The sequence below is a fragment of the Reinekea marinisedimentorum genome, from assembly GCF_004341165.1.
In the GTDB taxonomy this organism is placed as follows: Bacteria; Pseudomonadota; Gammaproteobacteria; order Pseudomonadales; family Natronospirillaceae; genus Reinekea; species Reinekea marinisedimentorum.
This window is the reverse complement of sequence record NZ_SLZR01000021.1, coordinates 1-23,703: the sequence shown is the minus strand read 5'-3', so window position 1 is coordinate 23,703 and position 23,703 is coordinate 1. Positions and strand designations below refer to the sequence as shown.

The following is a 23,703-nucleotide window of genomic DNA, read 5'->3' as shown; positions in this document are numbered from 1 at the left end:
AGATGTGGTTATGTGCGTTAATATTACCAACAATCAAGGCTGTGCGGCATTGCTGATGGCGGCATACAGTCTGCTATTGGCCGCACGATTAACCCCAATTGAACCCATCAACACAGGAAGCAACCATGACATTCTTTACCGCCGATATTTGTGACGAACACAGCGAAATCACCCACGTACTGGAAGCGGGCTACCACAACTACGGCGGCGCCGAAAAATGCGAAGGCGAAATCGTTACCATTAAGCTGGATAAGAACAATGCAGGGCTGATCTCGCTGCTGCGCGATGAAGACGGCACCGGTAAGGTGGTGGTGGTGGATGTGAGCCGCGAATACTTCGCTGTCGTCGGAGAAAACCTGATGAAATTCGCCCACCAGAACAACTACGCCGGCATAATCGTCAACGGCTATATTCGCGATACCTTCCAGATTAAAGACATTCCCGTGGCACTGTATGCCATTGGCACCTGCCCGCGTAAATCGATACCGGTTACCAGTTGTGAACGCGGTAATGATCTCTCATTCGGTGGTGTGGAATTTAAACAAGGCCAGTACCTGTATGCCGATACCGATGGCGTAATTGTGACGCCAGCAAAAATCGTTTAGTTCACCGGCAATTCAGCCCCTGTAGGTCGGGCTTCAGCCCGACAAGCCAATCACAAACCCAGCGGCAAGCGGTGTTGGCCTAAAGGCCAACCTACAAAAAACATCGCTCCTGTAGGTCGGGCTTCAGCCCGACATGCCAACCACAAACCCAACGGCAACCGGTGTTGGCCTAAAGGCCAACCTACAAAAACATCGCTTCTGTAGGTCGGGCTTCAGCCCGACATGCCAACCACAAACCCAGCGGCAACCGGTGTTGGCCTAAAGGCCAACCTACAAAAGCACATCTGTCGGGCTTTAGCCCGACAACCCCCTGAAATGCTCAGGCTAGTGGGCCCGAAGACCAACCTAATAACGAAGTATGAGACTAAAAGCGAGCAATGAACCCATTGGCCGTTAATGGTATTGGGAAGTCTAACAAAAAAGGCGAATCTCTAATGTGGATCGCCTTGTAAGTTAAACTGCGGGGCAGTAGTACTTATATACCTATACCCCTTTTAAATTGAACACTATCGTTAAATTCTTAGCTTAGTTCCAAAGCTTTTTCACAATGTCTAATTTAGTATCGTTGAAGTCTTCCCAGGTTCCCCAACCACCTTCGTTGGTGTCAGCTTCCCAAGCATGATTATATAAACCGCCAGTATCTGCTGATTCTGGATTCAGAGACCAGTAACAACCTTCAATATCCTGATCAACCATGTAGTCAACCAAGGCATTCTGCCATTGCTCGTCAACATTATCGTCACTCAGGTGATCCCACAGATCTTGATAGTAATCATCAGCACCTGCTGGCCAATCAATCATTCCGCCGAATTCACCAACCAGTACCGCATAACCTTCATCACGCAGGTAGCCGAAGTGTTCTTCCCAAGCGGCTTCCAAGGCTTCAGAATCAATCACGATATCACAACCGGCTTCACCTGCGTCATCACCTTCAAGACCTTCACATGCTTCAGTCTGTTCAAGGAATATATTTTTCACAAACACAGAAGGACCGTAAGTATGTGGAGACAGAATCAAACGATCTTGTGGAATATCCAATGGATCGCTTGCGAAGCCATACAGGTTTTCACCCCAGTTTGGCGCTGAGCTTTCATCACCATGTTCAACAGCTGTGTCATCTTTCAGTGCAGAACCAACACCTTCAACAATAATCAGCATATCGTCGTTTACAGCACTGATAGTATCGTAAGCTTTCTCTGCCAGATCTTTCCATTCAGACCAAGTGTAGTTCCAAGGTTCGTTGAAGATATCAACACCCAAGATGTTGTCTACGCCTAACTCTTCAGACAGGCCAGCAACTTCAGCCAATGTTTCCAGCCACAACTCTTCGTTATACTCGTGTACGGTTACACCATCACCAGCATCTACACCACAGGCATAGTCTTCACGGGTGTAATCGTAGTCAACACGATCAGCATCTACATATGGAGGTGTTGCTTCCAGGTCACCAGCGCGCCAGCCAATGTAGTTCGAGCATGAGTGGATATCGATGATAACTTTCAGGCCATAAGCATCTGCTGTAGTAATGAAATCTTCCAGTGCCTGACGAGAGTTTTCCTGCACTACATCTGGGTGGTTTTTCAGTACAACTTCATCAGCGCTGTAGTCTGATGAGTAATCACTTGAAACAGTACTGAATGCATACTCACCAATAGAACCAACACCTTGAGGGTCGGTAGCATCCAATGTTTGCGGTGCAATCGGCAGACGAATCAGATTGACACCTTCAGCCATCGCTTCTTCGATAGTCTGTTCAATAGTACGACCAGTACCGTTGGCTGGCCATTCACTGCCGTCCTGGACCCACCACATGTTTCCTACATAAAGCTCCATTGGTGCGCCACCGGCATTGTATTCAGCATCGCTAGGTTCATGCTGGCCTTCCAGACCAAACCAGCTTACACAGTTAGGTTCAAAGGGGGAGCCGTTCTCAGTGATATAGCCGTTTTCGTCAATACGGTAAATACCCGTGACAGAGGAAGCCGTGTCATCGGTTGAATCGTCAGAGTCGTCGGTTGAATCGTCAGAGTCATCGGTTGAATCGTCAGAGTCATCGGTTGAATCATCAGAGTCGTCAGTTGAATCATCAGAGTCGTCAGTTGAATCATCAGAGTCATCAGTTGAATCATCAGAGTCGTCAGTTGAATCATCAGAGTCATCAGTTGAATCATCAGAGTCATCGGTTGAATCTTCAGAGTCATCAGTTGAATCATCGGTCGTTGTATCATCGGTCGTCTGCTCAGACGTATCCTCTGTATCAGATAAAATATCATCAACTACATCAGACTCCACGGAACAACCCGCTAAAAACACAAGCAGTAATGAGCTTGCTGTTAAATTGAATAGTGAATTATTCACCTAATTCTCCTTAAGAATAAAAAATAATAGTTAGTTTCGTATCAATAATTTTTAAAAAATAAATATTGATAACATTTATTATTATGCGGAGAACCATAGGCCGTTCTAATTTCCTAAGACAGTGTGATTACTTTAAAACACGAGAGATGTCACACTCTCCATGCTACTTTTAATACTAATTTGAGCAGCAATTCTCATAAAATAATTCAGTTATTTATTTTTTTTGAAAAATATTTTTACAAGATACTAAAGAGAGATAATCACCTAACAGTAAAAATATATTTATTAACTCAATCACTATATTTAACGAGCACACTGAATATTTTAGAGTCAGTAGCCATAATAAATCGGAACTGACCTGCGCATTTAACTCTTAACCTAAAAAACATTAAAAGCTTCCAGAAAAGTCATTCTGAAAATTTCAGACCGTCGTTACGACTTAGGAACAGCACTTTAAAAAAATAGAAATATAGATCAGGAAATAATGAAAACCGGTGTTTAACAGCCATCGGCGAAGACGCTGACGTGACTGGCATAGGGGTTTCGGCTCAGCTATTCAAGAGTATGAGGAACGGGACCAATTGCGGGTTGGCTCTTAGTTGAGTAGGCTATCTCCAGATGTGTGAACCACTAAACAGCTTTACTTTGTAACCCTGTTAATGTTGCTACTTTCGCGTGGGGTAAAGCTAGATTAAGCCTCCCCTCGCTATCTGGGAAGCCCAACATCAAGGAATGCAAATGAAATCTATATTCTCTGTTACCGCCCTTCTTTTAATCTCTGCAGGTAGTTTTGCTGGCGAAGCCCAGAACGAGGCAACCTTTAACATGATGTCTTCAATGATGAAGCAGTCTATGGCGCAAGAGATTGAGCCTGTTGCCCAGTGCTTAGGCGTGAGCTCTGCCAAACTTGAAAGCATTGCTGTTCAGGTAATGGACAGTTGTTATAGCCAGCATAAAAATGCAGATTCAGGCAAATTTCCTGACATCCTGTCAAACTGCGTTGTACAAGGTATGGACAAAAATGTTCAGGGAATGGGCATAAGTGAGGCAAAGCTCAACGCCTGTAAGCCTGGAAATGATGATGACGATGAAGACGATTACGCAGCCATAGCGCCTGAACAGATGATGCAACATCAGGCAGAGGATATGGCTGAACTGGAGCAAGCCATGGCTATGATGGCCAAAGCCAGTGAAGGCACACTCGCCGTTATTAGCTTACCCATTTATAGCAACAGCCAGGTGATTATGCACCTGGTGGACGGCATGGAAATCAGGGAAGGCCAAAAGGCATTGCCCGGTGCCACCTTCGCTTCGCCAGATTCATTAGACGAAATTCTCGCCTTCTATCAGGCTGAACTGCCGGAATTTAAGCTGTTTACAATGGATAACGGAGACTACCTGCTGATTGAAGGCGCACCGGACGATTTCGATATGATGAAAAACTACAATGAATATATCACCATGCAGCATGTGTATATTCAGCCGATTACCGGCGGCACGGTGCCATTTGCACCGGCGAACAGCCAATCGATGATTGAAATTGCTTATCGCCCGCGTTCTTAACCGGTTAGTTTTTTCAGTTTAAATTTTCACTGCAGCTAAACAGCAGAAGATAGAAATAGCCCGCTAATCTTAACGATTCGTGGGCTTCTTATTTCTATAAATCGATCTTAAAATCGACAGCACTTTCGCAATAGTCTACCAGGTAAGCTTCACTGGCCGGTGAAATCGCATTTAAGGAGGCTGTAATGAAGAAAATTAACGTAGTCGGCACCAGCGGTAGCGGCAAATCGACATTCAGCCGCAGGTTAGCGGCCAAACTGAATTACCCCTACATTGAAATGGATGCCCTCTATTGGCAACCAAATTGGGGCAAGCCCGCGGATGAAGAATTCTTTGCCATTGTAAAGCAAAGTCTGGCTCGACCTTGCTGGGTACTGGATGGCAATTACAACCGAACCGGGCCAATCAAATGGGCCGAGGCCGACACCATTATCTGGCTGGACTACGCCTTCAGCAGAACCCTCTTTCAGGCGGTAAAACGGGCACTGAGTCGTTTAATAAGTGGCCGAGAGCTCTGGCCGGGTACAGGTAACAAAGAGTCATTCCAAAAATTATTTTTCAGCAAAGACTCGATCGTTCTGTGGACAATAAAAACCCACAAAAGCAACCGCCAACGATACCAGCAGTTACGCGCGAACCCGAAATACAGCCATATTAATTTTGTTCACCTGAGTAACCCTAAAATGGCCGATGAGTACCTTAAGCTGCAATCAACAAAAGCAGATCAAAATACAGTTGACCCAACACATCACCCAACAGACCAAGTGCGAGGCTAAACATGACCAAAGAACTTACCGGCAGCTGTTGCTGTGCAAGCGTGGCCTTTAAACTGAAGGACGATTTCACCAAGTTCTTTTTCTGCCATTGTGAGCAATGCCGAAAACTCACAGGCTCAGCGCATGCTTCTAATCTATTCACCGCGCCCGATAACATTGAGTGGATTCGGGGCGAAGATAAAATTACCCGTTACCAACACCCAACCCGCGCCTTTACTAAAGCATTTTGCAGTGTGTGCGGTTCAGCCTTGCCCTACTTGAGCGGAAACAAAAAAGCCCTGAAGGTACCGGCCGGCTCATTAAACGAAGAACCATCTAAGATGCCCGATGCTCAAATATTTTGTGCGGAGCAGACAGGCTGGCATAAGGCAGGCTTGAATGTGAAGAAGACCGAGGGTTTTCCGGAATAGCAATAAAAAGCCCGCTTGAAAACTCAAAGCGGGCTTCTACTTTCTAGAAAAAATCTTAAAACTTACAGCACTTTCGCAATCGATTGCGCCAGGTAATCGACATTGCTCGGTGAAATACCGGCAATCGAAATTCGGCTGGAACCAACAATGTAGATGCTCGATTCATCCTGAATGCGCTGCACCTGCTCTTTGCTGATACCCAGGAATGAGAACATGCCCTTTTGGCGGGTAATGAAGCTGAAGTCTTGCTGTACGCCATTTTCAATCAGTTTATCGACCAGCAACTGACGCATGCCGTTGATGCGGTCGCGCATTTCGGCCAGTTCGCCATACCATTGCTGTGTCAGTTCAGCCGAGTTCAGAATGGTTTCTACAATCGCAGCACCGTGCGCTGGCGGCATGGAATAATTCACGCGCACAATCGCCGGCAGAATAGTCCCCACGGTATCGCTTTCTGCAGCAGAGGCACTGATGACTGAACAAGCACCGATGCGCTCGCGGTACAGGCCGAAGTTTTTCGAGCAGGAACCACAGATAACCATGCGGTCGACGATATCTGCCATTAAACGCAGGCCGTAGGCATCGGCTTCCAGGCCATCACCAAAGCCCTGATAGGCCATATCAACCACCGGCGTGAAGCCCACTTCTTTCACCAGCTCGGCTACCTGTTGCCATTGCTCGTTGTTTAAATCCATACCGCTAGGGTTGTGGCAGCAGGCGTGAATCAGCACGGCATCTTCGGCCGGCACATCTTTCAGCGCTTCCAGCATGCCGTTGAAATCCAGGCAGTTGTTTTCGTAATCGTAGTACGGGTAGGTTTTCACCGTTAAGCCAGCGGCCGTGAATACGCCCTGGTGGTTCGCCCAGGTTGGGTTGCTCACCCAAATGGTGGCGCCCGGCTTGCAGCTGTTGATGAATTCACCGGCAATACGCAGTGCGCCGGTACCGCCCGGAGTAGACAGCGTGCGAATACGTTTTTCAGCAATCACACGGTGCTCACCCAGCATCAGTTCGGTGAACTTTTCGTTAAACAGGGCTGAACCCATTGAGTTGATATAAGCCTTGGTGTTTTCATTATCTACACGGAATTGTTCAGCGGCTTTAACGCAGGCCAGAACCGGGGTATTACCGGCTGCGTCTTTGTAGATACCGGCACCTAAGTCAATCTTGTTCGGGTTAGTGTCGGCGGCGAACTTAACGGAAAGCCCCAGAATCGGGTCTGCAGGGCGAGGCTGTAGATGTGAAAACATGGCGTGATTAACCTTTTGAGTAACAGAGCAAGTTATTTTAGCACCCCAGGCCCGGCTTATTTGAACCAGCGGGTACGAGCGACAAACCTGCTAATAATACCCGATTTTCAAGGCATGAATACCCTTGGCGGGCGCTGCTGTGACAGAAATCAGCCTTTGCAGTAAACGGCCGGAATTGTGCCTGACGACACTGGCAAACGGCGCCCTTCGCGGCTACACCACCGGCACCTTCACCCAGCCAGGCACTGACCGCTTGGTCCATTTAGCGAAGCGCAGCTTATCGCCGTTGTAGAAGTTGCGGTAGGCGGCAACGGCATCGCCCGGCACCTTGTATTCATCGGGCATTGCCTGTGGGAAAGGGGTAAGCCCTTTGCTTTCAAAGGTGAAGGCTTCAATCTTCGGCAGCACGGAAATCGACTTATGATCCTGCGGCTTTTCGAAGCGATAACGGTATTCACGGTTCAGTGCCAGCGTCAGCTCCTGCAGCCACAGAAAGTTATCGTACGACTCCTCCACCCACAAAACACAGGGGTGCTTCACATGCGTCGACTTATAGGGCGTTTCAAAGCCCTTTTTGTTCAGTGCTGTGCAAAGCAGCTGCACGCTCTCGAGAATCATTTTTATGGCGTGTTGATCGCAATGGTAGCGGGCGCAGGTTTCTATATCGGTATCGAGCACAAAGATATTCATTTCAGGTTCGTTTTCAGCCTCAACAATCCCTTGTACGCTCATCGTGGCCATCTGGATTCACCACCTGATTAAAGATTGTGAATACCCGCCCTAATGAACCGGCAAATCTGCTACATTTTCCACCTCTTAAAAGCAGCCGGAACAGGCTGCATCAGATAACGAAGAACCATCGCACCGACCGCTTGTACTCGCCACTCTTTCTGAGTGTTTCATTCAATCATTGTTCGCAAAAGGAGAACCCATGAAAACATTAACGTTTGGCGAAATGATGCTGCGTTTAAAACCGGCTGGCTTTCAGCGTGTTATTCAAACCGATACCTTTGAAGCCGGTTACGGCGGTGCCGAGGCAAACACAGCAGTTTCGCTGGCGCTGCTCAATAACGATGCCGCTTACCTGACCAAATTACCTGAAAACGCGCTGGGCGATGCCGCCCTGGCAACACTGCGTAAATACGGTGTGGATACCCGCCGTATTCTGCGTGGCGGCCCGCGTCTGGGTATGTATGTATTTGAAAAGGGTAACGGCGCACGCGGTACCGGCGTGGTTTACGACCGTGCCGGCAGTTCGGTAGCGACCGCGAAAAGCGAAGAATTCAACTGGCCGGAGCTGATGAAAGACGTCGGCATCTTTTACTTTTCTGGCGTAACACCGGCGGTTTCTGACGAGCTGGCCAAGGCGCTGAGCGCGGCACTGAGCTACTGCAAAGAGAACCAGATCACCGTTATCTGCGATCTCAACTACCGCGGCAAAATGTGGTCGCCGGAACAGGCTCAGCAGGCCATGAAAGACATCATGCCGTTTGTCGATGTATGCATCGCCAACGATGAAGACTTTGAAGCCATGCTCGGCATTAAGGCGTTCGATGGCAACCTGGCGCACGGCATCGACCAGATTGAAGATTTCCGCCTGGGCATGAAGGAAATTACCAAGCAATACCCGAACTGCAAAACCGTGGCCAGCGTATTGCGTAACATCCACTCGGTGGAGCAGAGCGACTGGATGGCCATTCTGTATAAGGATGATCAGTTCTTTGAAACGCCGATCCACAACATCAATGTGATGGAAGGTGTAGCGGCGGGCGATGCCTTTGGTGCCGGGTTAATCCACGGCATTGTGAATAACTTTGCAGATCAGGAATGCATCGACTTCGCCATTGCGGCGAGCGTTCTGAAGCTTTCCATCAGTGGCGATTTAAACCTGGTGACCGAGGCCGAAATCCGCTCGGCCATGTCGAAAGGCAATTCGCGCCTGAACCGATAACCTATTTGGTTTCCGCCAAGCTAATGTAATCGCCACTGGAGGCTGATAAGTCTTCGTGGCGAAACATAATCCGATCCACCTTAAAGTAACGCGAGCGACCCGACAGTACAAAGGTGTATGGCTCGCCGGCATAGAGGCGGTAAACCGCAACCCGTTTGTTGGTATCACCGCCTAAATCCAGTCTGTTGCCGTACATCCAGCTGAATGATAGGTTGCTGCCACCGTACATTTTTGTATCGGTCATCAGCGTATCCAAATCGGCATCGCAGCCGTGCTGATCACAGACGTTATCACCGGCATCGAAATTGCCTTCCAGACGAACATAAGCATCGTTCGCCACATCGGTTCGGGTTTCACCATTAATTTCCAGTATTTCCTTCGATGCTCGCATATGCAGATAGTAGAGCCCACTCTGGTCCACCGTGAACGTATATTCCAGTGGTGAGTTCGGGTTGCCACTGATGGCCGAATTGCCGTCAAACTCCAGATAACCGTCTCCGGTGTAGCCGGAAACAGCGGTATCTTCAAACCATTCGCCCAGGTCTTCGGTCAGGGTGTTTTCCGCTTCTATAATGACCAGGCCATCGGCGCCTGCATAGGTCGTTGCAGTCGCTTCATCCGCCGTTGCATTAAGGAAGCTTTCAGCAACCACGAGCACCACCCAATCTTCATCACTGTAATCTGCCGGGTAGCTCAGACTGACATTTCCGGCCCCGCTGATACTGGTGGTCTGGCTGTATTCGCCTGTGCGCGGGTTCATCCAGTGAAGCTGATAAGTATCGTCATTCGGCAGCGTGATATTTGTCGCCCCACCTTCGCGCAGATAAATAACATAAGCGTTACCGGCATCGGACAGTACCCAATCGGTTCCGGTGTCGGTTGCATCGTTATCTCGGCTGAGATCCTGTAAATCCATACCGAATTGGCCTTGCAGGGTGTCTGCAAAAAAGCTCACCAGATAGCCACTTTGCGCCCAATAGCTGTCGAATTCGCGCAGGTCTTCAACCGCCAGATCGTAAGCATGGCCAGAGCCATCATTCTTTAAATACCATTCAAAGCCGGCGCCACCAGACATGACACTGGCCCACATCCAGTAAATTCGCTGACGATCGCTGACTTCATCATACGGTGTCGGTGCATTGCTGCCCGATGCTTCCGTAAAGCTAACGATCCAGCGATGTCCGGCGGCTTCGGAGGCTTCATGCCAATAAACCACATCACCGTAAACACCTTCGCCATAGCTGCTGTTCAGGCCATCAGTTTCTGGAATGGCGCTGTACTGAATAGTCAGGCCATCAAAGTTTGAATCGCCCAGCATTCCTTCATATTCACTCTGCTGAGACGGGTATGTATGCAGGGTGATCTGATGGCCGTATGGATCGAAACTTTTAAAGAACTCGGCGAACGCCTGACGTTGCGCGGTGGTATTGGTATTCTCTTCGCCCAGGTTCCACTGAATGGCTGGGTGGTGCGCAAAGCGCGATATTAATTCGCGATAATAGAGCTTGCGCTCCAGCCCAAGGTCACCGCCATTTAAATCCTGGTCGTTTTCCGTTTCCTGGGTCACCAGGTGAATCATAATGCCGTTTTCAGTCATGTGATCGAAGGCAATTTCCCACTGATCCAACTTGCTGATATCGAAGGTTTTCACATCGCTGTTTTCATTGTATTCCGTCCAGGGGTGTGCATCGCAGCCATCTCCATTAACGGTGTTGGCCATGACATACATTGCATTCACCTTATGGCCGGCAATGTAATTAATCAGCCCGATTAAACTTTTACCGCGCTCGTCATCACCCCAGGAAGGGTCACCGTCTTGCCAGTCATCTTCATGCTCAGCAAATGAATGCAGTATGCCTTTGCAGCTGCTGGCATTATCGTATTTGTAGGTATTATCAAACTCGTCGTATCCGAAAATATTTTCCGGACTGTCCATGCCGCCCTCGATGTATATCGAGCCATCACCCGCGAATCGCAAATAGTGTTCACCGGCAACATGGCGCAGCAAACCGTGATTACGCAGGTCGGTCGCTGAAGCGCTGGCATCGGCAACCGAGAACATGCCAGAAAGTCCATCCAACTCGTCAACAGCGACACCGTCACCGGGCTCTTCAGAAACCGCAATACTGCTGCCGGTTCGGAACGACACACTGTACTGCCATTCACCGGTCGTTGGTGGCGCAAAGTATGCCCGCCATGTATCGCCGGTCGCGGCACCGGTGTAGGCGGCGGCACCGTCGGCCGCAAAGTGCCCCGGCACTGCATAGGTTAAGTCGTTTTGACTAAAGGTCACGTTGAAGCGGTAGTCTGTAAAGGTGGCATCGTCCGCCTCGCTCGCCTGAAAGCCCTGGCATAACAGTTCCACACGGTGCCATTGCTCCAGCGTACCCGTGACCGTACAAGTGCCGGCAGTCTCTGTATCCGAGCCGGGATCTTCCGATGCCTCATCATTATCATCGTCTGTACTGCTGTCGTCATCGTCGTCGGCAAAGACATCTGAACAAAGGCCGTCTGCGCACATGCAATAGCTGGTATCAGATTGACTGTTCACACAATCGTAAGCGGTGCTGCCCCACAGCGTCTGACACTGCGCTGTGGTATTACATTCGTCGTAGGTTACATCTTCGCCTTCCAGATAATCGACGGCGTCCTCGATATCGCCATCATCACCATCGGCGCTGCTGTCATCTTCGGAGTCGTTGTCAGCAGTATTTTCATCGGTGCTGTCTTCTGTACCGTTATCCACCTGATCGGCAACGTCGCCATCGCTGAGTGATTCGCTGCTCCCCAGAGAGCTGGAATCACAACCCACCAGAAACAGGCCAGCAGCCAACCCGATTGTCAGCCAAATCTTTTTAGTCAGAAACACGTTGAATACCTTTTACTATTGAGCAATCCAGTGAATGCGCATGATCCGCTACGGACGTCAGTAGTTAGTCCAAATTATTATTTTGTTCTTTTACTTTAGGACCATCAGTTCAGAATTTAAACAACAGACCACGGTATCTGAGTGTCAGCTCTCACTTCCCAACCAAATAAATACCGGGCAATTTGTTTGCAGATTAATTCGCAGTATTTCAGCAGTTTGTGTGCAACTACAGCGCCTGACCAAGCGCCAGCTTAATAAAATCGCGAATGTATATATCGTCTTTATCCGGCACCCGATAACCCACATGAATGTTTTTATGGATGCCTTCTTTGCCCAGGCGCACGGTTGAGATGGGCAGCGTTTTCTGGTGGGCCTGCGCCAGCCACTTAGGCAGTGTGGCAATACCGCGATTATTGGCGACCATCTGCAGAATAATTTCTGTATCTTCCAGGGTTTTATGTTTCTTCGGCCGGCACTGCGCAGGTAGTAAAAACTGCTGAAACACATCCAGCCGGGTAATTTCTACCGGGTAAGTAAAGAGTATTTGGTCGGATAAATCGGCCGCTTCAACGAAGGCTTTCTGCGCCAGCGGGTTCGCGTTACTGACCAGTAAAACCTGCTCGTAAGGAAACACCTTTTCAAAGGCAATGCCGTCTTTCAGGATCGGGTCCGGCGTGATCAGGATATCAATATCGTGATTAAACAACGCCGCCATGCCGCCAAACTGAAAGCGCTGCTTAACGTCGATATCGATGCCGTTATATTGCTGTAGAAAAGGCTCAACCACCTTCAGCAGCCACTGGTAGCAAGGGTGACACTCCATACCGATGTGCAAACTGCCGCGCTCGCTTTTGGCGAACTGATCCAGCACTTCATCGATGCGCTCCAGCTGCGGCAGAACGCGGCTGGCCTGACTCAGCAGGTACTCGCCGGCTTCGGTCAGGCGGATCTTCCGGCCGTCTTTCTGCCACAGGCTCACGCCCTTTAAGGCTTCCAGCTTTTTAATGGTATGGCTCAGCGCCGACTGGGTCAGATTCAGGCTTTCAGCCGCTGCGGTGAGTGAGCCGCGCCGGTCTATTTCCCGCAGAATGGTCAAATGGATGCGTTCAATCACGTTTCAAACCATGAATTAAATTAATAGATTGATGAGAATAAACCATTTTTACTCATCATTACTATTGCCTATTCTGCGTTCTGTCTTACAGCCAACAACGAATACTGAGAGCGCTCACATGGCAACACAACACAACTTAGGCTTTCCGCGCATCGGCGGAAAACGCGAACTGAAGTTCGCACTGGAAGATTTCTGGCACGGCAAAAGCGACGCTGCCGAGCTGCAAAATACAGCGCTGACCCTTCGCCAACAGAACTGGCAGACACAGGCCACTTTGGATTGGGTGCCGGTTGGCGATTTCTCGCTTTACGATCAGGTGCTGGATATGAGCCACACCCTGGGCAACCTGCCGGAACGTGGCCAGCACGGCGGCAGCGAACTGGATCAATACTTCCGCATTGCCCGCGGCCGCTCCGCGCACGATTCGGACTGCCACTGTGTCGCCGCCGGTGAAATGACCAAATGGTTCGACACCAACTACCACTACATTGTGCCGGAAGTCAGTGCCGATACGGAGTTTTCGCTCAACTCAGAGCGCCTGCTGACCCAGTTTACGGAAGCACAGCAGCAGGGCGTACATGCCAAGCCGGTTGTCATTGGCCCGGTTACCTACCTGTGGCTGGCGAAAAGCAAAGACAGCAGCAACCGCCTGAACCTGCTCGATAAACTTCTGCCGGTTTACCGCCAACTGCTGGATGAACTGGCCAGCGCCGGGGCCGAATGGGTTCAGATAGACGAACCGGTTCTGGTGACCGAGCTCGACGATGCCTGGCGCTCCGCAATAGAACGCAGCTACCACACACTGAAGTCTGAACGGCCCAAGCTGTTGCTAACCACCTACTTTGGCACTCTGGAACAAAACCTTCGCCTGGCCTGCGAGCTGCCGGTGGCCGGTTTGCACATCGATGCCGTGCGCGGTCACAGTGAAGTCTGCAAGGTGATTGACTGGCTGCCGTCTCACAAGGTGCTGTCGCTGGGCGTGATCGATGGCCGCAACATCTGGAAAACCGATTTGAACCGCCTGCTCGATTGGCTGGAGCCTGTCGCAGAGCAACTGAAAGAGCGGCTGTGGCTGGCGCCCTCCTGTTCGCTGCTGCATGTACCGGTGTGCCTGGAAAGCGAACCAACGCTGGATGCTGAAGTTAAAAACTGGCTGGCCTTTGCCCGCCAGAAGCTGACCGAGCTGAATACCCTGGCCAGCGCCATTAATCAGGGCCGCGCCAGTGTTGCAGAGCAGCTGGCAGAAAACCGCCTGGCGATTGAAAGCCGCAGCCACTCAACGCGGGTACACAACGCAGCCGTTGAACAGTCCGTTGCAGCCATCGGCGAAAGCGACGGCCAGCGTCAGAGCAGCTTCGCTGAGAGGGCAAAGTTACAGGCCGACGCACTGCAATTGCCGAGCTTCCCCACCACCACCATTGGCTCGTTCCCGCAGACACCAGAAATCCGCGCGGCGCGGCGCGCCTTTAACCAGCAGCAACTTTCAGCCGAAGAATATGAAGCCCGTATGCAGGCAGAAATCTGGCGCGCGGTGAAAGAGCAGGAAGAACTGGGCCTGGACGTTCTGGTACACGGCGAGGCCGAGCGCAACGACATGGTGGAGTACTTCGGTGAGCAACTGGAAGGCTTTGTATTCAGCCGCTTCGGTTGGGTGCAGAGTTATGGTTCACGCTGCGTGAAGCCGCCCATCCTGTTTGGCGATGTTCGCCGGCCAAAGCCAATCACTGTCGACTGGGCGCGCTATGCGCAATCGCTAACCAACAAACCGATGAAGGGCATGCTCACCGGCCCGGTGACGATTCTGAACTGGTCGTTCGTGCGCGATGATCAACCCCGAAGCCAAACCTGCCGGCAGCTGGCGCTGGCCATTCGCGATGAAGTGCAAGATCTGGAAAAGGCCGGTATTAAGATTATTCAGATAGACGAAGCCGCCCTGCGCGAAGGCTTGCCATTACGGAAATCACAGTGGCAGCACTATCTGAACTGGGCCGTGGATGCCTTCCGCCTGAGCGCGAATGGCGTTGATGATAAAACTCAGATTCACACCCACATGTGCTACTCCGAGTTCAACGACATTATTGAAGCCATCGCGCAGATGGATGCCGACGTGATCACCATTGAAACCTCGCGCTCCGATATGGAACTGCTCGATGTGTTTGATGAGTTTGAATACCCCAACCAGATTGGACCGGGCGTTTACGATATTCACTCACCGAACATTCCTACGGTTGAGCAAATGGCGCAGCTGATGAATCAGGCCAAGGCGCGCATTCCAGCAGAGCGGCTGTGGGTCAACCCGGATTGCGGCTTAAAAACCCGCCAGTGGCAGGAAGTATTGCCGGCACTGAAGAACATGGTGGATGCCGCGAAAGAGTTACGCGCGGCGCTGTAGAGCCGGCGCTGCAGGTTACTGGTCATCGGTAATCACACTCTGCAAAAGCTGCCATGCCGCCGGAAAGCTTTCAGGCTGATAGAACTTCACCTTTTCCTGCAGCGGTATAGGCAGCAGCTCCAGCAGGCGGCCGCAAACCCAGGCCGCATCACCAAAGCGCGGCTGCGGGTACAACTCGGCAAGCTCGCCATATTCGGCGAATACATCACGCAACACATGGGCTGTGCGCTCGGCATGCTCGGGCTGCACCGCCAGCTCTGGCCAGTGGCTGATTGGCCTGGCCTGCGCAATGCGCAGCTCATCCTCTTCCATATTCAGTTTAGAAAGGCTGACCAGTTGCTGAGCCACAACCGTCACGCCCAGCAGCCCATCATCCAGCTGTGTGAAATCTGAAAACTTTACCCAGGCACCAATCGGGTACGTTTGAAACGGCAGCTGAGGTTGATACAGCGTGAGTGCAAAGCCGGTATCGCCGGCCGCCTCCTTCACCAGGCGCAGGTAACGCGGTTCAAAAATTCTCAGTTTAGTAACGCCGCCCGGCAACAGAAATACCGGTAACGGGAAGACACCTAATTGCATTTTACATCCTCGACTGTTTTGAACTTATACGCACCAAGCCCGTTTTCAGATGAGCGATCGCTGTTTATCACCTCATAATAGTGCAACTTAAATGTCATGCCGCCCGGTTCGCGAAATTAGCCACAGCCATCTACTCTATGAATGACCATAGGGTAGTGATAATCCATATTCATGATGACGAACAGCGTAAAAAAACCAGTCTGTTTTGTGCTGATGCTGCTGAGTGCAATCGCTCTAAGCCCTGTTCAGGCAAATGAAGATGAGGCCCGGCCGGTGTTTATAATGCATTCCAGCCAGGACCCAAACTCGCCAACTTCAGACTGGCTGAAACGGGTTTATGCCGAACTGTTCCGGCGTATAGGTGTACCGTTGGAGGTTGTGTACTTCCCCGGGCAACGCGCCAACGTGGCCGCGCAAGCTGGCGATATAGACGGCCAGTTCACCCGTATTTATGACTATCAGAAGCTTTTTAAAGACCAGCTGCGCATTAACGTGCCGGTTATAAAACTGAACACCGTTGCTTATGCCAGAGTGGAAGACAACCTGTTTCTGCCCAATGGCTGGTCGAGTTTTGAAAGCCTGAACCTGCGCATCGACTATGTGCGAGGCATCGTTATTTCAGACCTCAATTTGAAGCAATGGGTTGCCCCGGAGAACCTGACAAACTCCACCGACCTGCGCGAAGGCCTGCTTAAACTGAAGTACAACCGAACCGATGTTTTTGTGCACGGCAACATCGCTGTTGAACCCGCCCTGGATGGCGAAGAGTACAAAGATGTACTGACCGCCGCCGGGTTAATGGATGTCACCCTGCTCTACCCCTACATTCACACCCGGCACTTTGAGTACGCACCGAAGATGGAAAGCGCGCTTAACCAAATGAAGCAGGAAGGCCTGTTACTGCAGTATTGCATCGATGCCTACGGCGAGGATTACCGGCTGTTCTGCCGCAGCATTCAGCCGCTGGAGTAACCCCTTATGCGGCAAACACCAGGCCGTAAGCTGCACAGCTGGGCACAGCCATCACACAAACAATAATAATTATCATTTGCATAAAGAGCATCAACTCTTAGAATACTCCGCCTATTGCGCGAATACGCCAGCGACCGCGGAGCCCCCTGAGCTTGAAACAACCACTGCATGCCAGCCCCTTAGATGTCACCATTCACTGGACAGAACACGAAATCCCTCATATTCAGGCCAGCAGCTATCGGGCTTTGGGTTATGGCTACGGCTATGCTCATGCGCACGACCGGCTGGCCGAGCTCTCTGCCCAGGCCATTGCACTGCGTGGTGAACGCAGCAAATACTTTGGCGCAGAACGCAGCTCGACCATTGGGTTTCTGACTACCACCAACCTGAATTCCGATTTAATGTACCGGCTGAGGCTGCCTCAGCACTGGGTCAACCAGGCATGGCTGCAACTGAGTAACGATGCCAGAGACTACCTGCAAGGCTATGTGGACGGCCTGAATGAGTACGCCAGCCAGCTCAGCGAATATGATAAATCACAGCTCTTCAGCGAAGAGCCGCTGGTGAGGTTTCATACCGACGATGTGGTCCGCGCAACCATGCGCTTCGGCATCATGAAAGAGCTGATCGAGATCGGCCCGCATCTGGTCGCCACCTCAGACTACTGGCAGCACCAGCGGGCCACCGCCACTGCGCCATCGCCACACAGCCAACCGGTGGGCATTGAAGGCGGTTTTGGCAGCAACGGCTGGGCGTTTGGTGGTGATGTAACCGAGAACCAGAGCGCCATCCTGCTGGCCAACCCGCACTCAGCCTGGAAAAGAACGCCGCATCAGCAGCGCATTTACATGCATCAGTATCACCTGACTATTCCCGGTGAGCTCGATGTGGCCGGCAGCTCCTTTTTGGGCTTCCCGCTGCCGATGACCGGTTACAACGCCGATGTGTCCTGGACCATTCTGGATGCCGTCACGGTAACGGCCTTTGTTATGCAGCGCATGCAGGTGGAACCCAATTCAGCACAGCCCAGCTACCAACTGGGTGGCCAAACAAAACCGCTACAGTTTAAAAACATCCACATTGAGGTGCTCACCGAAGCCGGCGATCTGGAAACACAATGCTTCACCTTTGCCTTTTCTGAATTAGGCCCGCTTTACCACCTGCCGGAACGCCCCAACAAACCACAGGGCTGGTACGCCATCACCAATGCCGGTGAACAAAATGCCAAAGGCATTGATCAGTTTCTTGCCGTCGCGAAATCCACCTCGAGCCAGAGCTTTGTTAACGCGATTGAAAACCATCGCGGCATTCTCTGCCAGCTGCTGGCCGCCGACCGCTATGGCGAAGTGGCCTATTGCGTTGCCGGTAACGTACTGGCTGCCAGTGATGAACAGCTGGCGCGCTGCCGCATAAATGGCGACGCTGTTGCGTTTAACGTGCTCGATGGCAGCAAAAATGAAAGCCGCTTTCGCGATAGCAAGGGCGTACCGCTGAAAGCCGACAGCGATTTTTACCCGAACGTCATTTCGCGCGGCATTATTCACAACACCAATAACAGCTACAAATTTACCGAATGGGGCATTGAGCAGCGCGACTACGCCGCCGTGTTCGGCCAGCACAAAGCGGAGCACAGTGCGGGGAAGCATATCGCGGCCGGCTTACGCTACGACCCACGGCTGGTGATGTCTCACAAGCGCATCGGTGAGCTGCAGCGCACCGGCAAAATCAACAGCCAACAGGCACTGACCCTACTTTTTGATAACCGCAACTATGCGGCAGAAACCTTTCTCGATGAACTGCTGACATTACCCAGAGAAGACCGTTCGCAAACCGTGCAGCAGGCGCTGGCCGCTTTGCAGCGCTGGGACCGGAAAAACAATTCAGAAAGCAAAGGCGCCCTGCTGTTTAATCAATTCTGGAACCGGGTAATTGAAGCCAAACTGTTGCAGGTGCCGGTGAATGGCGACCCGGCACTCGGCACCTCACTGACATTAAATGAGGCCACTGAAGCCACCATTTTTTCAGCACTGGAAGACGCATGTACCCAGCTGCAGCAACTGGCGATTGAGCCGGATATTGCATGGGGCAAGGTACTGAAACAACAGGCCGGTGATGCCTGGGTGCCACTGCACGGAGGCAACTACCAGGAAGGAATTCTCAACAGTGAAATGCCGGCAGAGCTCACCTCTAATGGCTTTACCCATATCCTGTTCGGCAGCGCTTATGTGCAGCTGAGCGAGTGGCAGAACGACAGACTGCAGGTTGCTGCATTGCTCAGCCATGGCCAGAGTGAGAACGCCAACAGGCGCAACAAACATAAAGCGGTGTGGCAGTTTTCCAATAAAAAACTCAGTCCGGTGCCGTTCCACCCCGATCAGCTGGCACAGGCACGTATCAGCCACAGCCTTACCCTTCACTACCTGCCGCAGTAATGGCAAAAAAGAAAAAACAGCGAGCCTGACCATGCATAAATTTTTAACACATTGCGTCCTTATTCTTTTGCTGATGACCCGCCACAACGTGCAGGCTGCAGAGCTAGCAGCTGCGCCGGTTCAGCAGCCACAGACGATCGCGACCCTGAGCCTGGCCGCACTGGATACGCTCGATACCCTCGGTGTGCCGGTACAGGGGCTGGTGCAGCAATATGCACTCGACTATTTACAAAAATACCAAAACGATAGCTACCAAAACATCGGGACTTTTTTTGAACCGGATGTCGAAGCCATCGCCGCGCTCAACCCGGATTTAATTGTTATTGGTCCGCGCTCGGCAAAGTTTAAAAAACAGTTGTCGGGTATTACCGAGGTGTTTGACTCCTCGGTTTGGGGCGGTGGCTTCTTTCAGCAATTTCACGAACAGACGCTGGCACTTGCGCGTTTAGTCAATAAGGAGGCGGAGGCCATAAACAAACTCACCGCCATTCAGCAGAAAGTCAGCCGGGTAAAAAGCATCGCCCCTGAGCGAGGCAAGGCGTTAGTGCTGGTTGTGCGAGGCGGTAAGGTTTACGCGTTTAACACGGCCTCCCGACTGGGTTGGGTGTATCAGGATTTAGCCATTCCTTCAGCGATAGACAACACGGAAAGCAGCGATCATGGCCAGCTGGTTTCATTTGAATGGATACTTTCCGTGCATCCGGACTGGCTGTTTATTCTCGACCGGGATGCCGGCCTGGGGCAGGCAGCAGCGGCCCGGACGCTGATGCAAAATGCGGTGATCGCACAAACCCCGGCCGCTCAGAAAAATCAGATGGTTTATCTGGACCCTTACGCCTGGAACGTTGGCTATGGTTTGACGGCGGTGGATATCTCGATTAGCCAAATACTGGATGCTTATCTGAATTCAGAATTAAACCCATAAAAAAAGAGGAATCGGCTTCCTCTCAGACTGATGACAAAACTACCGCTGCCTTCGAGGCGGTGAAAAGGTATCACTTAAATGGACGTCGAAAACATGGATGTTTTCGTCGAGCGTATCAGGACGATACTTGCAGCGGTCCATTTAAGTGATACCTTTTCGGCGGCGGGGTTATCCACAACCAAAGAGGAAGCATCCGCTTCCTCTTTGGTATTTCCATTCGTACTGAGCGGCTTAGTACATACCGGCATCCGGCATCGCAGGCGCCTTAGAAGCTTCCTTTGGTGCGTCGGTCACCATGACTTCGGTGGTCAGCAACAGCCCGGCAATGGAACCGGCATTCTGCAGCGCTGAGCGGGTCACCTTGGCGGGGTCGATAATGCCCATCTCCAACATATCGCCATAGACATCGGTTTGCGCGTTGTAGCCGTAGGTTTCGGTGCTTTCTTTTCGCACCTGCTCGAGCACCACGCTGGCTTCCACACCGGCATTGGCCACAATCTGACGGAACGGCTCTTCCATCGCCTTCAGCGCAATACGGGCACCCACTTTCTGGTCTTCATTAGCGTATTGCAGATCCATGTTTTTCACCTTGTCGGCAATGCGTACCAGCGCTACGCCACCACCGGGGACGATCCCCTCTTCAACCGCCGCGCGGGTCGCGTGGAAGGCATCATCCACCAGGTCTTTGCGCTCTTTCATTTCCACCTCGGTGGCCGCGCCTACTTTAATGACAGCAACACCGCCGGCCAGTTTGGCAACGCGCTCCTGCAGCTTTTCTTTATCGTAATCGGAAGTGCTCTTGTCAATTTCCGCACGGATTTGCGCCACGCGTTTTTCAATAGCGGCTTTCTCGCCGCTGCCATCGACAATGGTGGTGAAGTCTTTCCCGATAACCACACGCTTAGCGGAACCCAAATGGCTAAGCTCGGTGGTTTCCAATGACAGGCCGACTTCTTCGTTAATGACCGTCGCACCGGTCAGAATGGCAATATCTTCCAGCATGGCTTTACGGCGATCACCAAAGCCCGGCGCTTTCACCGCCGCCACCTTGATAATGCCGCGCAACTGGTTCACCACCAGCGTCGACAGCGCTTCGCCTTCCACATCTTCGGCAACCAGCAGCAAAGGCTTGCCGTCTTTCGCGGTGGCTTCAAGAATGCTGATCAACTCGCGCACGTTGTTGATTTTTTTATCCACCAGCAGGATGCTCGGGTTATCGAGTTCCACCTGCATCTTTTCCTGATTGTTGATGAAGTACGGTGACAGGTAACCGCGGTCAAACTGCATACCTTCCACCACATCCAGTTCGTTTTGCAGTGATTTACCTTCTTCAACAGTCACCACACCGTCGCGGCCGACCTTTTCCATCGCTTCGGCAAGAATATCGCCAATGTCGGTATTCCAGTTGGCAGAAACCGTCGCCACCTGACCGATAGATTTGGAATCGTTACAAGGCTTGGAGATGGCGTGCAGCTCTTCCACCGCCGCTTTGACAACGGTATCGATACCGCGTTTCAGATCCATCGGGTTCATACCGGCAGCAATGGCTTTGTGACCTTCACGCATCAGCGCCTGCGCCAAAACGGTGGCCGTGGTGGTACCATCACCGGCGACATCAGCCGTTTTTGAAGACACCTCCTTCACCATTTGCGCGCCCATGTTCTGGAACTTATCGCTCAGCTCAATTTCTTTGGCGACAGATACGCCGTCTTTGGTGACACGCGGTGCGCCAAAGCTTTTGTCCAGAATAACATTGCGGCCTTTAGGGCCTAAGGTAGCTTTTACGGCATCGGCTAAAATATTGACGCCAGATAAAATCTTCTGACGGGCGTCATCGGCAAACATTAATTCTTTAGCGCTCATGCTGCTTTCTCCTTCGCGGTTTCTTTTTCAACAATTGCCAGTACATCACTTTCTTTCAGGATAAGAAGCTCTTCTCCCGCATGTTTGATTTTGTTACCTGCGTAAGAACTGTACAGTACAAGGTCACCTACTTTGACATCCAAAACCCGTGTTGATCCGTCTTTCAGTACCTGACCGGAACCCACTGCGATTACCTCGCCCTGGTTCGGTTTTTCAGTTGCTTTATCCGGAATAACAATACCGCCAGCGGTTGTGTTTTCAGCTTCGACCTGCCGAACAACCAATCGATCATGTAGTGGTTTTAAAGCCATTTGCTTTCTCCAATAATGAATAACTGAATAAAAATTATTGAAGAAGGTGTTATAAACAGTCATCGTTCATACCAATCCTGCTTCGGGCAAAAAAATAGGGATTGTTATTTTTAATTTCAAGTGCTAAAAAATTATCAAAATGTAATTTCTTTGTTGAGCCAAGAGATATCTGTCGTGTGAACAATATGCATATTTCTGATCAGACGATGACTGAGTTTTTCTACCAAAATTTTCGTGCCGAATGCCGAAAAATCGAACTTAAACTGGACGAAAAAAGCCAGCACTATGTAGTCAACCTGGCGGTACGCTATGCCCACAGCGACCAGATTTTTATGCAGGAAGGTGATGGCAAAAGCCTGCCAACGCTGGCCTTTTTATACCGCGATGCACTGTCTGCCAGTAGCAAAAGAGAACGTAATGGTTTAATACAGACCCTGGGCGATACCGCCCTGTTTCTGGCTGCGTTCTTCCCAACCGTTTGGCAACGACGGGGGTTAAACCGGTCTTACTTTATTGCCATGAGCGAAAGCGCCTTCAGTTATCTGGCGTTACTGGAAACAACAAACGACAGCCCCTTTGCGGAGCTTGCAGAAAAGAATGAGCCAGTGGCAACCTGCCTGGGAAAAACCCTCAACCGCTAAGCGGCAGCCTTACGCTGCCGCTGAGGCACAGGTGCATAGTGGGCCGTGCGTAAAGTTAGGTAACTGTTTGCTTCGCCCAGTAGCCCAAAAATTTCACCATACCACGTTGAATAACGCTGTATCTCAGAGCAGCCGTGGCGTTCAGCTGAATTGCGGTTGGTAGCAATTTGTTACCGCCCTTCGTTGATCGAATCTGTGAAAAATAAGCCGTCACATTTTTTCCGATTGCCCTTGAGCCTCTTAGTATCAAGTTTGAAGTGCGACACCGATAGTTATTTTCCATAGTACATTTCCTCCGGTGTTTTATAGTCGTATCGTTTCCTGGGGCGGCTATTTAATTTATTTGCTATTACGTCGCATTGTTGTTGAGTTAGGCTTTCCATGCTCTGGGTTTTCGGAAGGTATTGACGGATCAGCCCATTCACATTTTCGTTACTACCTCTTTCCCATGAGTGATAGGGGGTGGCAAAATAGAACTTGGTTTGGCATCGGGCTTCGATCATTTTGTATTGATGGAATTCTGTACCGTTGTCCGCGGTTATCGTCTTAAAGTTAAGTGGGTCTCTGGCAATTAACCGGATAACTTTTTTGTTAAGCGATCTCGTTGATTTGTCAGCTAGCTTTCCTATCATGACCAGTCCGGTTTTACGCTCCAGTAGCGTAACAATACAGTGGTTGCTGCCACGGCCGTG

Annotated in this window: 19 protein-coding genes; 10 read left to right on the top strand and 9 right to left on the bottom strand. The window is 50.9% G+C overall.

The genetic code is table 11. The features are described 5' to 3' along the window. The first annotated feature begins 125 nt into the window (after window positions 1-125). On the top strand, window positions 126-605 hold the full coding sequence (locus BCF53_RS16890; RefSeq protein ID WP_132703529.1) for an RraA family protein: 480 nt from the start codon (window positions 126-128) through the stop codon (window positions 603-605). A 525-nt stretch (window positions 606-1,130) separates the two neighbouring features. Here BCF53_RS16890 and BCF53_RS16885 read toward each other — a convergent pair. After that, window positions 1,131-2,963 carry a glycoside hydrolase family 5 protein gene (locus BCF53_RS16885; RefSeq protein ID WP_207902766.1) on the bottom strand — a complete coding sequence of 611 codons (1,833 nt, stop codon included), beginning with the start codon at window positions 2,961-2,963 and terminating at the stop codon, window positions 1,131-1,133. Window positions 2,964-3,701: 738 nt separating this feature from the next. Between BCF53_RS16885 and BCF53_RS16880 the strand changes: the two genes are divergently transcribed. The 3 genes from BCF53_RS16880 to BCF53_RS16870 all read left to right on the top strand — a co-directional run bounded on the left by BCF53_RS16880 (window position 3,702) and on the right by BCF53_RS16870 (window position 5,712). Then, a complete protein-coding gene (locus BCF53_RS16880) occupies window positions 3,702-4,526 on the top strand; it encodes a hypothetical protein (RefSeq protein ID WP_132703527.1) in 825 nt (274 codons plus the stop codon). A gap of 185 nt (window positions 4,527-4,711) precedes the next feature. Beyond that, window positions 4,712-5,302 (top strand): shikimate kinase, encoded by a 591-nt coding sequence (locus BCF53_RS16875; RefSeq protein ID WP_132703525.1) that lies wholly within the window; start codon window positions 4,712-4,714, stop codon window positions 5,300-5,302. Between the two features lie 2 nt (window positions 5,303-5,304). Continuing rightward, complete coding sequence (locus BCF53_RS16870) at window positions 5,305-5,712, top strand: GFA family protein (RefSeq protein WP_132703523.1); 408 nt, start codon at window positions 5,305-5,307, stop codon at window positions 5,710-5,712. Between the two features lie 62 nt (window positions 5,713-5,774). Here BCF53_RS16870 and BCF53_RS16865 read toward each other — a convergent pair whose 3' ends face one another. Together BCF53_RS16865 and BCF53_RS16860 are read right to left on the bottom strand one after the other, a co-directional pair. Further along, window positions 5,775-6,962, bottom strand: a complete 1,188-nt coding sequence (locus tag BCF53_RS16865) for an amino acid aminotransferase (RefSeq protein WP_132703521.1) — start codon at window positions 6,960-6,962, stop codon at window positions 5,775-5,777. Between the two features lie 213 nt (window positions 6,963-7,175). After that, complete coding sequence (locus BCF53_RS16860; RefSeq protein WP_132703519.1) at window positions 7,176-7,703, bottom strand: pyrimidine dimer DNA glycosylase/endonuclease V; 528 nt, start codon at window positions 7,701-7,703, stop codon at window positions 7,176-7,178. A gap of 190 nt (window positions 7,704-7,893) precedes the next feature. Here BCF53_RS16860 and BCF53_RS16855 point away from each other — a divergent pair, with 190 nt between their 5' ends. Next, entirely contained in the window at window positions 7,894-8,913 is a 1,020-nt protein-coding gene (locus BCF53_RS16855) for a sugar kinase (RefSeq protein ID WP_132703517.1), read from the top strand. A gap of 1 nt (window position 8,914) precedes the next feature. Here the strand turns inward: BCF53_RS16855 and BCF53_RS16850 are convergent, their stop codons facing one another. Both BCF53_RS16850 and BCF53_RS16845 read right to left on the bottom strand, forming a co-directional pair. Then, complete coding sequence (locus BCF53_RS16850) at window positions 8,915-11,782, bottom strand: DUF5060 domain-containing protein (RefSeq protein ID WP_132703515.1); 2,868 nt, start codon at window positions 11,780-11,782, stop codon at window positions 8,915-8,917. 226 nt (window positions 11,783-12,008) lie between these two features. After that, a complete protein-coding gene (locus BCF53_RS16845; protein WP_132703513.1) occupies window positions 12,009-12,896 on the bottom strand; it encodes a LysR family transcriptional regulator in 888 nt (295 codons plus the stop codon). A gap of 118 nt (window positions 12,897-13,014) precedes the next feature. Between BCF53_RS16845 and metE the strand changes: the two genes are divergently transcribed. Next, on the top strand, window positions 13,015-15,288 hold the full coding sequence (gene metE / locus BCF53_RS16840) for a 5-methyltetrahydropteroyltriglutamate--homocysteine S-methyltransferase (RefSeq protein ID WP_132703511.1): 2,274 nt from the start codon (window positions 13,015-13,017) through the stop codon (window positions 15,286-15,288). A 15-nt stretch (window positions 15,289-15,303) separates the two neighbouring features. On the opposite strand, the gene BCF53_RS16835 is transcribed toward metE, so the two are convergent. Continuing rightward, entirely contained in the window at window positions 15,304-15,867 is a 564-nt protein-coding gene (locus BCF53_RS16835; RefSeq protein WP_132703509.1) for an LON peptidase substrate-binding domain-containing protein, read from the bottom strand. 282 nt (window positions 15,868-16,149) lie between these two features. On the opposite strand from BCF53_RS16835, the gene BCF53_RS16830 reads away from it, so the two are divergent. From BCF53_RS16830 to BCF53_RS16820, 3 genes are all read left to right on the top strand, one after another. After that, window positions 16,150-16,839: a hypothetical protein gene (locus BCF53_RS16830; RefSeq protein ID WP_132703507.1), complete on the top strand. Its 690-nt coding sequence runs from the start codon at window positions 16,150-16,152 to the stop codon at window positions 16,837-16,839. A gap of 152 nt (window positions 16,840-16,991) precedes the next feature. Next, a complete protein-coding gene (locus tag BCF53_RS16825) occupies window positions 16,992-19,271 on the top strand; it encodes a penicillin acylase family protein (protein ID WP_207902765.1) in 2,280 nt (759 codons plus the stop codon). A gap of 31 nt (window positions 19,272-19,302) precedes the next feature. Beyond that, window positions 19,303-20,196, top strand: coding sequence for a siderophore ABC transporter substrate-binding protein (locus BCF53_RS16820; RefSeq protein ID WP_165901964.1), 894 nt, complete (start codon window positions 19,303-19,305; stop codon window positions 20,194-20,196). 231 nt (window positions 20,197-20,427) lie between these two features. Here BCF53_RS16820 and groL read toward each other — a convergent pair whose 3' ends face one another. Continuing rightward, window positions 20,428-22,059 carry a chaperonin GroEL gene (gene groL, locus BCF53_RS16810; RefSeq protein WP_132703503.1) on the bottom strand — a complete coding sequence of 544 codons (1,632 nt, stop codon included), beginning with the start codon at window positions 22,057-22,059 and terminating at the stop codon, window positions 20,428-20,430. Next, window positions 22,056-22,433 carry a co-chaperone GroES gene (locus tag BCF53_RS16805; protein ID WP_424511410.1) on the bottom strand — a complete coding sequence of 126 codons (378 nt, stop codon included), beginning with the start codon at window positions 22,431-22,433 and terminating at the stop codon, window positions 22,056-22,058. The genes groL and BCF53_RS16805 overlap by 4 nt, the downstream gene beginning before the upstream one ends. A 122-nt stretch (window positions 22,434-22,555) precedes the next feature. On the opposite strand from BCF53_RS16805, the gene BCF53_RS16800 reads away from it, so the two are divergent. Beyond that, the gene (locus tag BCF53_RS16800; RefSeq protein ID WP_132703501.1) at window positions 22,556-23,011 is read left to right on the top strand and encodes a hypothetical protein; all 456 of its coding nucleotides are present in this window, start codon (window positions 22,556-22,558) and stop codon (window positions 23,009-23,011) included. Between the two features lie 272 nt (window positions 23,012-23,283). Here the strand turns inward: BCF53_RS16800 and BCF53_RS16795 are convergent. Further along, window positions 23,284-23,703, bottom strand: a 420-nt coding sequence (locus BCF53_RS16795; protein ID WP_132703499.1) for an IS30 family transposase, incomplete at its 5' end; no start/stop codon positions are given.

Bases quoted from the DNA above. Each gene is read 5' to 3' on its own strand.
- BCF53_RS16855 (WP_132703517.1), top strand. From the start codon at position 7,894: ATGAAAACATTAACGTTTGGCGAAATGATGCTGCGTTTAAAACCGGCT.
- BCF53_RS16830 (WP_132703507.1), top strand. From the start codon at position 16,150: ATGCATTCCAGCCAGGACCCAAACTCGCCAACTTCAGACTGGCTGAAA.
- BCF53_RS16890 (WP_132703529.1), top strand. From the start codon at position 126: ATGACATTCTTTACCGCCGATATTTGTGACGAACACAGCGAAATCACC.
- BCF53_RS16860 (WP_132703519.1), bottom strand. From the start codon at position 7,703: ATGGCCACGATGAGCGTACAAGGGATTGTTGAGGCTGAAAACGAACCT.
- BCF53_RS16870 (WP_132703523.1), top strand. From the start codon at position 5,305: ATGACCAAAGAACTTACCGGCAGCTGTTGCTGTGCAAGCGTGGCCTTT.
- BCF53_RS16805 (WP_424511410.1), bottom strand. From the start codon at position 22,433: ATGACTGTTTATAACACCTTCTTCAATAATTTTTATTCAGTTATTCAT.
- BCF53_RS16865 (WP_132703521.1), bottom strand. From the start codon at position 6,962: ATGTTTTCACATCTACAGCCTCGCCCTGCAGACCCGATTCTGGGGCTT.
- BCF53_RS16835 (WP_132703509.1), bottom strand. From the start codon at position 15,867: ATGCAATTAGGTGTCTTCCCGTTACCGGTATTTCTGTTGCCGGGCGGC.
- BCF53_RS16820 (WP_165901964.1), top strand. From the start codon at position 19,303: ATGCATAAATTTTTAACACATTGCGTCCTTATTCTTTTGCTGATGACC.
- BCF53_RS16880 (WP_132703527.1), top strand. From the start codon at position 3,702: ATGAAATCTATATTCTCTGTTACCGCCCTTCTTTTAATCTCTGCAGGT.
- groL (WP_132703503.1), bottom strand. From the start codon at position 22,059: ATGAGCGCTAAAGAATTAATGTTTGCCGATGACGCCCGTCAGAAGATT.
- BCF53_RS16875 (WP_132703525.1), top strand. From the start codon at position 4,712: ATGAAGAAAATTAACGTAGTCGGCACCAGCGGTAGCGGCAAATCGACA.
- metE (WP_132703511.1), top strand. From the start codon at position 13,015: ATGGCAACACAACACAACTTAGGCTTTCCGCGCATCGGCGGAAAACGC.
- BCF53_RS16800 (WP_132703501.1), top strand. From the start codon at position 22,556: ATGCATATTTCTGATCAGACGATGACTGAGTTTTTCTACCAAAATTTT.